Origin of the sequence: Bacillus cereus group sp. MYBK220-1 (assembly GCF_051916445.1) — a bacterium.
Classification (GTDB): Bacteria; Bacillota; Bacilli; order Bacillales; family Bacillaceae_G; genus Bacillus_A; species Bacillus_A cereus.
The window spans coordinates 640,785-655,501 of the sequence record NZ_JBQAGQ010000003.1; the positions used below are offsets into that span (position 1 = coordinate 640,785).

Sequence of the window (14,717 nt, forward strand, 5' to 3'; positions counted from 1 at the left end):
TAACATGTAGGAGGAACTTTTGAAATGGAATTATTAGCAAAAACGAGAAAATTAAATGCGTTATTACAGAGCGCAGCAGGGAAGCCTGTAAACTTTAGAGAAATGTCTGACACAATGTGTGAAGTAATCGAAGCAAACGTATTCGTAGTTAGCCGTCGTGGTAAATTATTAGGTTATGCAATTCACCAACAAATCGAAAACGAACGCATGAAGCAAATGCTTGCAGAACGTCAATTCCCAGAAGAATATACACAAAGCTTATTCAACATTACAGAAACATCTTCAAACTTAGATGTGAACAGTGCTTACACAGCATTCCCAGTAGAAAACAGAGAATTATTCGGTCAAGGTTTAACTACAATCGTACCAATCGTTGGTGGCGGTGAGCGTCTAGGTACATTAGTATTAGCTCGTCTTGGTCAAGAGTTCTTAGATGATGATTTAATCCTTGCTGAGTACAGCTCAACTGTTGTAGGTATGGAAATCTTACGTGAAAAAGCAGAAGAAATCGAAGAGGAAGCGCGTAGTAAAGCTGTTGTTCAAATGGCAATCAGCTCATTATCTTACAGTGAGTTAGAAGCAATTGAGCATATCTTCGAAGAATTAAATGGAACAGAAGGTTTACTTGTTGCAAGTAAAATTGCTGATCGCGTAGGAATTACTCGCTCTGTAATCGTAAATGCACTACGTAAATTAGAAAGTGCTGGTGTTATTGAGTCTCGCTCTTTAGGTATGAAAGGAACATACATTAAAGTGCTAAACGACAAGTTTCTACAAGAACTTGCTAAATTAAAAACAAACTAATTTATAAAAAACTCTCCTCAATTGAGGAGAGTTTTTTTGTGCAATGGATAGAAGATGCTTGTGAAAAGTGTCATAAGCGTTTTTTCTGGGAAAACTATTAATTGTATTTACTTTTTTGCTTAAAAGAAAAGAAGGTTGGTAATACTAGAATTCGAGTATGAACAAAGAAAGTTTTACATTGTTCGCATTTTCGACTTGATTGTAATATTTCAGTATGATATAGTAAGCAGTGGTGTCAGTACAAAGTACACACGTTTACTGATTTAAGTGTTGGTGCTACGTTTGTAGTTTCGCTTAGAGATGAAGTAAACGGAGGATATCAAAAACCATTTAGGAGGAACTATATTATGTCAGTAATTTCTATGAAGCAATTGCTTGAAGCTGGTGTTCATTTCGGACATCAAACTCGTCGTTGGAACCCAAAAATGAAGCGTTACATTTTCACAGAGCGTAACGGTATCTACATCATCGACTTACAAAAAACTGTGAAAAAAGTTGAGGAAGCTTACAGAACGATGCGCGACATCGCTGCTGAAGGCGGAGACATCTTATTCGTAGGTACTAAAAAACAAGCACAAGAAGCTATTAAAGAAGAAGCAACTCGTGCTGGTATGTACTTCGTTAACCAACGTTGGTTAGGTGGAACTTTAACAAACTTCCAAACAATCCAAAAGCGTATCAAGCGTCTTAAAGACATCGAAAGAATGCAAGAAGATGGTACTTTCGAAGTACTTCCTAAGAAAGAAGTTGTTCAACTTAAAAAAGAGTTAGAGCGTCTTGAGAAATTCTTAGGCGGTATTAAAGATATGAAAGGTCTTCCAAGTGCATTATTCGTAGTAGACCCTCGTAAAGAGCGTATTGCAGTTGCTGAAGCACGCAAATTACACATTCCAATCATCGGTATCGTTGATACAAACTGTGATCCAGACGAAATCGATCACGTTATCCCAGCAAACGATGATGCAATTCGTGCTGTAAAACTTCTTACATCTAAAATGGCAGACGCGATCCTTGAAGCAAAACAAGGTGAAGAAACTGTTACTGCGTAACAAAGTTGGAAAGGTGATAAGGGGTTCGGCCTTTTATCACCTTTTTTAAGGTATAAACACCTTTATAAAAGGTATAAATACATATTTTAGGAGGATGAAAAGTATGGCAATCACTGCTCAAATGGTAAAAGAATTACGTGAAAAAACTGGCGCAGGTATGATGGACTGCAAAAAAGCTTTAACAGAAACTAACGGCGACATGGAGAAGGCAATTGACTTCTTACGTGAAAAAGGTATTGCGAAAGCTGCTAAAAAAGCAGACCGCATTGCTGCTGAAGGTTTAACTTTCATCGAAACAAACGGTAACGACGCTTTAATCTTAGAATTAAACTCTGAAACTGATTTCGTTGCGAAAAACGAAGGTTTCCAAACACTAATTAAAGAATTAGCTGCTCACTTATTAACTAACAAACCAGCTAACGTTGAAGAAGCTATGGCTCAAACAATGGAAAACGGTAAAAAAGTTGAAGAGCACATCAACGAAGCAATCGCTAAAATTGGTGAAAAACTTACACTTCGTCGTTTCGAAATCGTATCAAAAACTGATGCTGATGCATTCGGCGCTTACCTACACATGGGTGGACGCATTGGTGTATTAACAGTTCTTGAAGGTTCTACTGATGAAGCTGCTGCTAAAGATGTTGCAATGCACATCGCTGCAGTTAACCCTAAATACATCGACCGCGATGCTGTAACAGCTGAAGAAGTTGAGCATGAGCGTCAAGTATTAACACAACAAGCATTAAACGAAGGCAAGCCTGAGAAAATCGTTGCGAAAATGGTTGAAGGCCGTCTAGGCAAATTCTTCGAAGAGATTTGCTTACTTGACCAAGCATTCGTTAAAAACCCTGATATGAAAGTTCGTCAATTCGTTGAGTCTAAAGGCGGAACATTAAAAGGATTCGTTCGCTACGCTGTTGGTGAAGGTATCGAAAAACGCGAAGACAACTTTGCTGAAGAAGTAATGAACCAAGTAAAAGGTAGTAACTAATACAGATTAGGGAACACATTGTGTTCCCTTTTTTAAAATAAAGATGTAAGCAATTGGAGGTTCATTATGAGTAAACCGAAATATAATCGTGTCGTTTTAAAGCTAAGTGGAGAAGCTTTAGCTGGAGAGCAAGGATTTGGAATTAACCCAACTGTTATTAAGTCAGTTGCGGAACAAGTAAAAGAAATTGCAGAACTTGATGTAGAGGTTGCTGTTGTTGTTGGTGGCGGTAACATTTGGCGTGGAAAAATTGGAAGTGAAATGGGCATGGATCGTGCAGGGGCAGATTACATGGGCATGTTAGCGACAGTTATGAATTCATTAGCTCTTCAAGATAGCTTGGAGAATATCGGAATTCAAACTCGTGTACAAACTTCAATTGAGATGCGTCAAGTTGCAGAACCTTACATTCGTCGTAAAGCAGTTCGTCACTTAGAGAAAAAACGTGTTGTTATCTTTGCAGCAGGTACAGGTAACCCATACTTCTCTACAGATACAACAGCAGCATTACGTGCGGCAGAAATTGAAGCAGATGTAATTTTAATGGCGAAAAACAATGTAGATGGTGTATATAATGCGGATCCATCTATTGATCCAACAGCTACAAAATACGAAACGCTTACTTACTTAGATGTATTAAAAGAAGGTTTAGGTGTAATGGATTCTACAGCTTCTTCTCTATGTATGGATAATGATATTCCATTAATTGTATTCTCAGTTATGGAAAAAGGTAATATTAAACGTGCCGTTTTAGGCGAAAATATCGGAACAGTGGTAAGGGGGAAATAAATATGGGACAACAAGTATTGAAGTCTTCAAATGAAAAAATGGAAAAAGCAGTTGCTGCTTATTCTCGTGAATTAGCAACAGTTCGTGCTGGCCGTGCAAACGCGTCTGTATTAGATAAGGTACAAGTTGATTACTACGGTGCACCAACACCAGTTGTGCAATTAGCGAACATTACAGTTCCAGAAGCACGTTTACTAGTAATTCAACCTTATGATAAAACTTCTATCGGTGATATTGAAAAAGCAATTTTAAAAGCAGATTTAGGCTTAAACCCTTCTAATGATGGAACTGTAATTCGTATTGCATTTCCTGCACTAACAGAAGAGCGTCGTCGTGATCTTGTAAAAGTTGTGAAAAAATATGCTGAAGAAGCAAAAGTTGCTGTTCGTAACGTACGTCGTGACGGAAATGATGATCTTAAGAAGCTTGAAAAAGCTGGCGAGATTACAGAAGATGATTTAAGAGGATATACTGAAGATATCCAAAAAGAAACAGATAAATATATTGCAAAAGTTGACGAAATCGCAAAAAACAAAGAAAAAGAAATCATGGAAGTGTAATAGCGATAACTTCGCAAATATGACCCTCTTCTTAAGGGGGTCTTTTTACACTTTTAGGCATACGTCTGCTTGCTGGAGGGTATGAATGATGTTTAAAAACTTTCCTTTTTTTAAAGGTAAAAAGGACACATCGTTTGATCATCTCGTTGAAGAAGTGAAAAAAGGATATATCCCAGAACATATTGCCATCATTATGGATGGGAATGGAAGATGGGCAAAGAGGAGAGCAATGCCTCGTATTGCGGGACATCATGAAGGTATGCAAGTTGTAAAGAAAATTACAAAATTTGCAAGTAAACTTAATGTGAAAGTGTTAACTCTCTATGCTTTTTCAACTGAGAACTGGAAAAGACCGAAAAAGGAAGTTGATTATTTAATGAAGCTTCCAGAAGAATTTCTAGGTACATTTTTACCAGAATTGATTGAAGAAAACGTACAAGTCCGAGTAATAGGGCAAAAAGATCGTCTTCCTACGCATACACGCAGAGCGATGGAGAAAGCCATGGAAGATACGAAAGAGAATACGGGATTAATTCTTAATTTCGCGTTAAACTATGGAAGTCGAGATGAAATCGTTTCTGCTGTGCAACATATGATGAAAGATAATGAGGAAGGAAAAATTCGTTCTGAAGAGGTAAGTGAAGAAATGCTTTCCTCCTACTTAATGACGAGTTCTTTACCTGATCCAGAGTTGTTAATCCGAACAAGCGGAGAGCTACGTATTAGTAATTTCATGTTATGGCAAATTGCATATTCGGAGTTTTGGTTTACAGACGTGTATTGGCCAGACTTCAAAGAAGAACATTTGCTAAATGCGATTACTGACTTTCAACATAGAGGGCGCAGATTCGGAGGCGTGTAGAAAGAGAGGGTTTGGTAGTGAAACAGAGAATTATTACTGGAGTGGTTGCTGCCGCGCTATTCATTCCCATCGTAATATACGGTGGCGTGCCTTTTACGGTTTTAGTGTATGCACTTGCTTCTATAGGTTTATATGAATTAATTCGTATGAATAAGCTTACGCTTATTTCAGTACCGACAGTTTTAGCTGCAGTATTATTGTGGATTCTTTTAATTCCAAGTAGTGCATCAAAACTGTTTACATGGATTGGATTAGGTAAATTGGAAATCACATTTGTGATTGTTTTATTACTTTTATCATATACAGTCCTTTCTAAGAATACATTTACTTTTGATAATGCTTCATTTTTACTGATGGCAACGACATATGTGGCAATGGGATTCTTATATTTAAATGAAACGAGAATATTAGGAATTAAATATGTATTTTGCGCATTATTTGTTATATGGGCTACTGATTCAGGCGCATATTTCGTAGGAAAAGCATTGGGCAAGAGAAAATTGTGGCCAGAAATTAGTCCAAATAAAACGATTGAAGGTTCATTAGGCGGCATCGTTTGTGGAATTATTGTGGCACTTGTTTACAACGTGTTCTTCCCAGTCGAATCGAATGTAGTAATTTTAATTGTGCTGACAATTATCATTTCTATTTTTGGACAAATTGGTGATTTAGTACAATCTGCTTTTAAACGTCATTATGGCGTAAAAGATTCAGGTACAATTTTACCTGGGCATGGCGGTATATTAGACCGAACAGATAGTTGGTTATTCGTTTTACCAATTCTCTACTTCTTATTACAATACAATTAATAAATGAACGAGGGGTTGGAGTCATGAAAAACATTAGTTTATTAGGTGCAAGCGGATCAATTGGTACACAAACTTTAGATGTATTACGCTCGCACCCAGACCAATTCCGTCTCGTTGCTTTTTCTGTAGGGAAAAATATTGACTACGCAGTAAAGGTAATTCAAGAATTTTCTCCGCAAATCGTCTCTGTGCAAAGAGAGGAAGATGCTTTAAAATTACAATCTGTTTCTGGTAATACAAAAATTGTATATGGTAGTGAAGGACTTTTAGAAGTAGCATTACATCCAGATGCGGAGATTGTAGTAAATGCTGTTGTAGGTAGCGTAGGGTTGTTACCAACACTTCGTGCAATTGAGGCGAAAAAAACAATTGGAATTGCAAATAAAGAAACGTTAGTAACTGCAGGACATCTTGTAATGGAAGCAGCACGAAAACATAATGTTTCGTTACTTCCAGTAGATAGTGAACATTCGGCTATTTTTCAGTGCTTGAATGGTGAAAATGAAAAAAGAATTTCTCGTCTTATTATAACGGCTTCTGGTGGAAGTTTCCGTGATAAAACGAGGGATGAATTGCATCATGTGACCGTAGAAGATGCGCTTCGACATCCAAACTGGTCAATGGGTTCGAAAATTACAATTGATTCTGCTACAATGATGAATAAGGGACTAGAAGTAATTGAAGCACATTGGCTTTTTGGTATCCCTTATGAGCAAATCGATGTTGTTTTACATAAAGAAAGTATTATCCATTCTATGGTTGAATTTGAAGATCGTAGTGTAATGGCGCAGCTTGGTTCACCTGATATGCGAGTACCAATTCAATACGCACTTACATATCCTGATAGATTGCCTCTTTCAGACACAAAACAGTTAAACTTATGGGAAATAGGGACGTTGCATTTTGAGAAAATGGACCAAGAACGATTCCGTTGTTTACGTTTTGCGTATGAAGCTGGAAAAGCAGGTGGAAGTATGCCAGCTGTAATGAACGCAGCGAATGAAGTAGCTGTTGAAGCCTTTTTACAAAAGAGAATTGGTTTCTTAACAGTGGAAGACCTCATTGAAAAAGCAATGAACCATCACAATGTCATTGCACGACCGAGCTTAGAGGAAATTTTGGAAATTGATGCGGCCACAAGACGGTTTGTGATGGAACAAATTTAGCAAAGGTGGTTATGGAATTGAATACAGCGATTGCCTTTATATTAATTTTCGGTGCACTCGTATTTTTCCATGAGCTAGGGCATCTATATTTCGCAAAAAGAGCAGGTATTTTATGCCGCGAGTTTGCGATTGGTTTTGGTCCGAAAATATTCTCATTTGAAAAGAATGAAACGGTGTATACGATTCGATTACTGCCCCTTGGTGGCTATGTAAGAATGGCCGGCGAGGATGCGGACACAGTTGAGTTAAAGCCTGGGAAAAAGGTTGGCCTTGTATTAAATGAAAAAGACGAAGTTGTGAAATTAGTTTTTGATGGATATGAAAAGTATCCAAATGTTCGTGTTATTGAAGTCGAACAAGCTGATTTGGAGCATAATTTAACAATTTCGGGCTATGAAGAGTACGAGGAAGAGCTTCAAACATTCCGAGTGAATGAAAAGGCTCGTATTATTACTGCGGGGGAAGAAATTCAAATTGCTCCGTATAATAGACAATTTGGCTCGAAAAAACTAGGGCAACGCGCTTTAACAATCTTTGCGGGTCCTGCAATGAACTTCATTTTAGCATTTGTTATTTTTGTGATTCTTGGATTTGTACAAGGGGTTCCTATTGACAAACCAATGGTCGGAAAAGTGATGGATAACAGTGCAGCACAGCAAGCTGGATTGAAAGAGAATGATACAATTCAAGCTATTGATGGGAAAAACACAAGTACATGGAAAGATGTTGTTACTATTGTACGTGAAAACCCAAATAAAGAAATTACGTTACAAGTAAAGCGTGATAATGAACAGTTTAATGTGAAAGTAACGCCAACACTCGATAAAGAAGGAAAAGACGAAGTTGGTAGAATCGGTGTGTATTCTCCTGTAGAGAAAACAGTAATGGGTTCTATTAAATCAGGATTTGAACAAACGTACCAATGGACGAAACTAATTTTTGAATCTCTTGTTAAATTAGTAACTGGTCAATTTTCTATTAATGAGTTATCAGGTCCAGTAGGAATTTATAATCTAACAGATCAAGTTGTAGATTATGGGTTTACGCGTGTACTAAGTTTAGCTGCAGTTCTAAGCATTAATCTTGGTTTATTTAATTTATTACCAGTTCCTGCTTTAGATGGTGGCCGTTTATTCTTCTTCTTAATTGAAGCGTTACGAGGGAAACCAATTGATCGCCAAAAAGAAGGAATGGTTCACTTTATTGGTTTTGCATTATTAATGTTACTTATGTTAGTTGTAACTTGGAATGACATTCGTAAGTTTTTCTTGTAAAATAAAGTGAAACTTATAATGAAATAGAGCTCGTAGAATAAAATCCCTCACCTAACTCGAGGTGAGGGGTTTTACTGCGTGTAAGAGTAAAATGAAGAGGTGCAAATAAATGAAACAAAGTATGGTATTCAGTCCTACATTACGTGAAGTTCCAGCTGATGCTGAAATTAAGAGTCATCAGCTATTACTTCGTGCAGGTTTTATGCGTCAAAATGCTTCTGGTATTTATAGCTTTCTACCATTTGGATTAAAAGTATTACACAAAGTAGAACGTATCGTTCGAGAAGAAATGGAGCGCGCAGGAGCTGTAGAATTATTAATGCCAGCTATGCAAGCTGCGGAATTGTGGCAAGAATCAGGTCGTTGGTATTCTTACGGATCTGAATTAATGCGTATGAAAGATCGTAATGCTCGTGAATTCGCATTAGGAGCGACACATGAGGAAGTAATTACGGATCTTGTGCGTGATGAAGTGAAATCATATAAAAAATTACCGTTAACATTATACCAAATTCAAACAAAATTCCGTGATGAGCAAAGACCTCGTTTCGGCTTATTACGTGGAAGAGAGTTTCTAATGAAAGATGCATACTCTTTCCATGCTACACAAGAGAGCTTAGATGAAGTATACGATCGTTTATATAAAGCATACTCTAACATTTTTGCTCGCTGTGGCTTGAATTTCCGTGCAGTTATTGCTGATTCTGGAGCAATGGGCGGAAAAGATACACATGAATTTATGGTATTATCTGATGTTGGTGAAGATACAATTGCATACTCTGACACATCTGATTATGCAGCAAACATCGAAATGGCTCCTGTTGTAGCTACGTATACGAAGAGTGACGAAGCAGAAAAAGCACTTGAAAAAGTAGCAACACCAGACCAAAAAGCAATTGAAGAAGTATCTGCATTCTTAAACATTGCAGCTGACAAGTGCATTAAGTCTATGGTGTTTAAAGTAGATGAGAAATTAGTAGTGGTACTTGTTCGTGGTGATCACGAAGTAAACGATGTGAAAGTGAAAAATGTATACGGCGCTTCAGTTGTTGAGCTTGCTTCTCATGAAGAAGTAAAAGCATTATTAAATTGTGAAGTTGGTTCATTAGGACCGATTAATGTAACAGGTGATATCGAAATTATTGCTGATCATGCTGTAGCATCAATTGTTAACGGATGTTCAGGAGCGAATGAAGAAGGATTCCATTATGTAAATGTAAATCCAGAACGTGACTTTAAAGTAAGTCAATATACAGATTTACGCTTCATCCAAGAAGGAGACCAATCTCCAGATGGAAACGGAACAATTCTTTTTGCACGCGGAATTGAAGTTGGTCATGTATTCAAATTAGGAACTCGTTATAGTGAAGCAATGAACGCAACATTCCTAGATGAAAACGGAAAAACACAACCACTTATTATGGGTTGTTACGGTATCGGTGTATCTCGTACAGTGGCAGCAATTGCAGAGCAGTTTAACGATGAGAACGGCTTAGTTTGGCCAAAAGCTGTAGCACCGTTCCATGTGCATGTAATTCCAGTAAATATGAAATCGGATGCACAACGTGAAATGGGTGAAAATATCTACAACTCATTACAAGAACAAGGCTATGAAGTGTTATTAGACGATCGTGCAGAACGTGCAGGTGTTAAATTTGCAGATGCAGATTTATTCGGTCTTCCAGTTCGTGTTACAGTTGGTAAAAAAGCAGACGAAGGTATTGTAGAAGTGAAAGTACGTGCTACAGGTGAGTCTGAAGAAGTAAACGTAGAAGAACTTCAAACATATATTGCAAATATTTTAAAATAAGAAGAGGTACCTCGTAATGGGGTACCTTCTCTTTCTTTGTAAACGTATTTTGTAAAAGAAGAGGTGAGAAATCTTTCTTTGTGGTACGTTTCAATTTATAATAGCAAATGGAAGGAGAGTGCTTATGTCTTTAACAAATGAACAACAAGAGCGATTTCAAATTTTGCTCCAGCAGTTGCAAATACCAGACGACCTTATAAATCAATATTTACAAGGCGGTGGTATTGAAAGGCTCGTTATTGATAAAGCGAATAAAAGTTGGCATTTTGATTTACAGGTGCCACGTATTTTGCCTACAGAATTATATGAATTGCTAGAAACAAAGCTTAAGCAATCATTTTCTCATATTGCAAGAACAACATTTGCATTAGAAACAGAGAATAAACAATTTACAGAAGAAGAAGTGAGGGCGTATTGGCCGCTTTGTACGGAACGAATTACATTTTCACCTATGTTCGCATACTTAAAGAAGCAGCTTCCGCAGGTGAATGGAGTGAAGTTGCTAATAAATGTGAATAACGAGCTGGAGTCTACTGCTTTAAAGAAAAACGTTGCGAAACCAGTAGGGGATCAATACGAAGTTTTTGGATTCCCGCGTTTTCAGTTAGACACACATATACAGCAAAATACAGAAGAAATGCAAAAGTTTCGTGAACAAACGCAGCAAGAAGACCGCGAGCGTGTTATACAAGCTATGGAAGAAATGGCGAAGAAGCAAGCTGAAGAAAGCAGCGTTGTGTATGAAGGACCGATTACACTCGGGTATCTTATTAAGCCAGATGAAGAGATTACACCGATGCGAGAAATTCAAGATGAAGAAAGAAGAAAAACGGTTCAAGGATATGTCTTCCATGTAGAAACAAAAGAGCTTCGTAGTGGACGTACGTTATTAACTTTAAAAATAACGGATTATACGGATTCTATTATGATCAAAATGTTCTCGCGTGACAAAGAAGATATTCCAATGCTGCAATCCTTGAAAAAAGGAATGTGGGTGAAAGCGCGTGGTTCTGTTCAAAACGATACATTCGTTCGAGATTTAGTAATGATTGCAAATGATATTAATGAAATAACAGGACCGTCTCGTAAAGATAAAGCACCAGAAGGCGAAAAACGAGTAGAGCTGCATCTCCATACTCCGATGAGTCAAATGGACGCTGTCACTCCAGTTTCTAAGCTTGTTGCTCAAGCTGGTAAATGGGGACATGAGGCTATTGCGGTTACAGACCATGCCGTGGCTCAGTCTTTCCCAGAGGCGTATTCTGCGGGGAAGAAGGCTGGAGTTAAAGTTATATATGGTGTAGAAGCAAATCTAGTTAATGATGGTGTACCGATAGCGTATAACGAAGCGCATCGTTTACTTGCAGAGGAAACGTATGTTGTTTTCGACGTTGAGACGACAGGTTTATCAGCTGTATACGATACAGTCATTGAGTTGGCTGCCGTAAAAGTAAAGGGTGGCGAAATTATTGATCGCTTTGAATCTTTCGCAAATCCACATCAACCATTATCAGCGACGATTATTGAATTGACAGGTATTACAGATGATATGTTAACTGATGCACCTGAAGTGGACGAAGTGTTTAAAAAGTTTGAGGAATGGATGGGCGACCATACACTTGTTGCTCATAACGCGAGCTTTGATATGGGCTTTATTAACGTAGGTTTTAAAAAGGCTGGACTAGAAAAAACGAATAACCCCGTTATTGATACGTTAGAACTTGCACGATTCTTATTCCCAGAAATGAAAAATCATCGATTAAATACGATGTGTAAAAAACTTGATATTGAATTAACACAACATCACCGTGCGATTTATGATACAGAAGCGACGGGATATTTACTTGTGAAAATGTTGAAAGACGTAATTGAAAAGGGATTTGAATATCACGATCAATTAAATGATAGCATGGGACAAGGGGATGCGTATAAGCGTGGCCGTCCAAGTCATATGACGTTACTTGCCGCATCAGATGTTGGATTGAAAAATTTATATAAACTTGTTTCATATTCTCACCTTAATTACTTTTACCGTGTACCACGTGTGCCGAGGTCACTATTAAAAAAATACCGTGAAGGAATTTTAGTAGGAACGGCTTGTGATAAAGGTGAAGTGTTCGAGGCAATGATGCAAAAGGCACCTGAAGAGGTAGAAGAAATTGCCCAGTTCTATGATTACATTGAAGTAATGCCTCCAGAGGTGTTGCGTCATTTAGTAGAACGTGAACTTGTTCGAGACGAAGGTCAATTAAAAACAATTATTTCTAACTTAGTAAAACTAGGTGAGACGTTAGATAAACCAGTTGTTGCTACAGGAAACGTGCATTATTTAGACCCTGAGGATGCAATGTATCGTAAAATTTTAGTCAGTTCGCAGGGCGGAGCCAATCCGTTAAATCGACATTCATTACCGCCAGTACATTTCCGTACAACTGATGAAATGTTAGAATGTTTTTCATTCTTAGGTGAAGACAAAGCGAAAGAAGTTGTTGTAACAAATACACAAAAGATTGCGTCATTAATTGGTGATGTGCATCCAGTAAAAGACGATCTATACACACCGAAAATTGAAGGTGCTGATGATGAAACGCGTGATATGAGTTATAAAATGGCGCGTAGCATTTATGGTGAAGAGCTACCGGAAATTGTAGAAGCACGTTTAGAAAAAGAATTAAAAAGTATTATTGGGCATGGATTCGCCGTAATTTATTTAATTTCACATAAGCTTGTGAAAAAATCGTTAGTAGACGGATATCTAGTAGGTTCGCGTGGATCGGTAGGGTCATCATTTGTTGCAACGATGATGGAAATTACAGAAGTAAACCCATTACCACCACACTATGTATGTCCGAAGTGTAAGCAATCAGAATTCTTTAATGATGGTTCTGTAGGTTCTGGTTTTGACTTACCAGATAAAGAATGCCCTGCTTGTAATATTCCATATGTAAAAGATGGACATGACATTCCGTTCGAAACGTTCCTTGGATTTAAAGGAGATAAGGTACCCGATATCGATTTGAACTTCTCCGGGGAATACCAACCACGTGCCCATAACTATACGAAAGTACTGTTCGGTGAAGACTATGTATATCGTGCAGGAACGATTGGTACAGTTGCGGAAAAAACTGCTTACGGATATGTAAAAGGTTATGCAAATGATCATAACTTAACGATTCGAAATGCAGAGATTGATCGCTTAGTAGCAGGGTGTACCGGTGTAAAACGTACAACAGGACAGCATCCAGGCGGTATTATCGTTGTGCCAGATTACATGGATATCTTTGATTTCTCACCAATACAGTATCCAGCTGATTCAATTGGTGCTGAATGGAGAACAACGCATTTTGATTTCCACTCGATTCATGATAATTTATTGAAACTTGATATACTAGGACACGATGATCCGACCGTTATTCGTATGTTACAAGATTTAAGTGGTATTGATCCGAAAACAATCCCAACGGATGATCCAGAAGTAATGAAAATTTTCTCTGGTCCAGAATCGTTAGGGGTAACGGAAGAACAAATTAACTGTAAAACAGGTACACTTGGTATACCAGAGTTTGGTACAAAATTCGTAAGACAGATGTTAGAAGAGACAAAACCGACGACATTCTCAGAGTTAGTCCAAATTTCTGGACTATCACATGGTACTGACGTATGGCTTGGTAATGCAAACGAGTTAATTTATAACGGTACATGTACGCTGAGCGAAGTTATCGGTTGTCGTGATGACATCATGGTATATTTAATCTATCAAGGTCTAGATCCATCATTAGCCTTCAAAATCATGGAGTCGGTTCGTAAAGGTAAAGGTGTACCGGAAGAATGGGAAGAAGACATGAAAAATAATAATGTACCAGGTTGGTATATTGATTCATGTAAGAAGATTAAATACATGTTCCCTAAAGCCCATGCGGCTGCTTACGTACTTATGGCTGTACGTATCGCATACTTTAAAGTACATTTTGCACTGTTATTCTATGCCGCATATTTTACAGTTCGTGCAGATGATTTTGATGTAGAGGCAATGGCGAAAGGTTCAGCATCTATACGTGCAAGAATTGATGAAATTGCTCAAAAGGGACTCGATGCTGCGCCGAAAGAGAAGAGTTTATTAACGGTACTAGAAATGACACTTGAAATGTGTGAGCGTGGATACTCATTCCAAAAGGTGGATTTATACCGCTCACATGCAACAGAATTTATTATTGATGGAGATACATTAATCCCTCCATTTAATGCAGTACCTGGTCTTGGCACAAACGCAGCTTTAAGTATTGTAGAAGCACGTAAAAATGGAGACTTCTTATCAAAAGAAGACTTGCAACAGCGAAGTAAGGTTTCGAAAACAATTATTGAGTATTTAGATAGCCAAGGTTGTTTAGGAGACTTACCGGATCAAAACCAGTTATCACTGTTCTAGTAGGTAGGAAAAGTCTTTGCAAATCAACATTTCCTATGATATACTATTAACCGAGATAACCATGTCATGTATATTGTGTAAAGAAAAGAGTGGGGAAACCCACTCTTTCGTGTTACTGTCTATGTTTTATCTACGTAGATAGGTAAAAGATTTCTGTCGTATATACATATTTTGTTA

General features: G+C 37.8%; 11 protein-coding genes. All 11 read left to right on the forward strand.

What is annotated here, in order from left to right:
• Window positions 1-24: 24 nt before the first annotated feature.
• The 11 genes from codY (at window position 25) to ACTFRU_RS17150 (ending at window position 14,540) form a co-directional block, all read left to right on the forward strand.
• A complete protein-coding gene (gene codY / locus ACTFRU_RS17100; protein WP_000421290.1) occupies window positions 25-804 on the forward strand; it encodes a GTP-sensing pleiotropic transcriptional regulator CodY in 780 nt (259 codons plus the stop codon).
• Window positions 805-1,151: 347 nt separating this feature from the next.
• A complete protein-coding gene (gene rpsB / locus ACTFRU_RS17105; protein ID WP_000111485.1) occupies window positions 1,152-1,853 on the forward strand; it encodes a 30S ribosomal protein S2 in 702 nt (233 codons plus the stop codon).
• A gap of 103 nt (window positions 1,854-1,956) precedes the next feature.
• Window positions 1,957-2,844 (forward strand): translation elongation factor Ts, encoded by an 888-nt coding sequence (gene tsf / locus ACTFRU_RS17110; protein ID WP_001018578.1) that lies wholly within the window; start codon window positions 1,957-1,959, stop codon window positions 2,842-2,844.
• Between the two features lie 66 nt (window positions 2,845-2,910).
• Entirely contained in the window at window positions 2,911-3,633 is a 723-nt protein-coding gene (gene pyrH, locus ACTFRU_RS17115; protein WP_000042668.1) for a UMP kinase, read from the forward strand.
• Between the two features lie 2 nt (window positions 3,634-3,635).
• Window positions 3,636-4,193, forward strand: a complete 558-nt coding sequence (frr, locus tag ACTFRU_RS17120) for a ribosome recycling factor (protein WP_000531501.1) — start codon at window positions 3,636-3,638, stop codon at window positions 4,191-4,193.
• A gap of 85 nt (window positions 4,194-4,278) precedes the next feature.
• Complete coding sequence (gene uppS, locus ACTFRU_RS17125) at window positions 4,279-5,055, forward strand: isoprenyl transferase (protein ID WP_000971296.1); 777 nt, start codon at window positions 4,279-4,281, stop codon at window positions 5,053-5,055.
• Between the two features lie 17 nt (window positions 5,056-5,072).
• Entirely contained in the window at window positions 5,073-5,864 is a 792-nt protein-coding gene (gene cdsA / locus ACTFRU_RS17130; protein ID WP_000813594.1) for a phosphatidate cytidylyltransferase, read from the forward strand.
• Between the two features lie 23 nt (window positions 5,865-5,887).
• Window positions 5,888-7,030 carry a 1-deoxy-D-xylulose-5-phosphate reductoisomerase gene (gene dxr, locus ACTFRU_RS17135; protein ID WP_440037720.1) on the forward strand — a complete coding sequence of 381 codons (1,143 nt, stop codon included), beginning with the start codon at window positions 5,888-5,890 and terminating at the stop codon, window positions 7,028-7,030.
• A 17-nt stretch (window positions 7,031-7,047) separates the two neighbouring features.
• Window positions 7,048-8,304: an RIP metalloprotease RseP gene (gene rseP / locus ACTFRU_RS17140; RefSeq protein WP_001090243.1), complete on the forward strand. Its 1,257-nt coding sequence runs from the start codon at window positions 7,048-7,050 to the stop codon at window positions 8,302-8,304.
• A gap of 109 nt (window positions 8,305-8,413) precedes the next feature.
• Entirely contained in the window at window positions 8,414-10,114 is a 1,701-nt protein-coding gene (locus ACTFRU_RS17145; RefSeq protein WP_000814300.1) for a proline--tRNA ligase, read from the forward strand.
• Window positions 10,115-10,238: 124 nt separating this feature from the next.
• Window positions 10,239-14,540: a PolC-type DNA polymerase III gene (locus ACTFRU_RS17150; protein ID WP_440037721.1), complete on the forward strand. Its 4,302-nt coding sequence runs from the start codon at window positions 10,239-10,241 to the stop codon at window positions 14,538-14,540.
• Window positions 14,541-14,717: the final 177 nt, after the last annotated feature.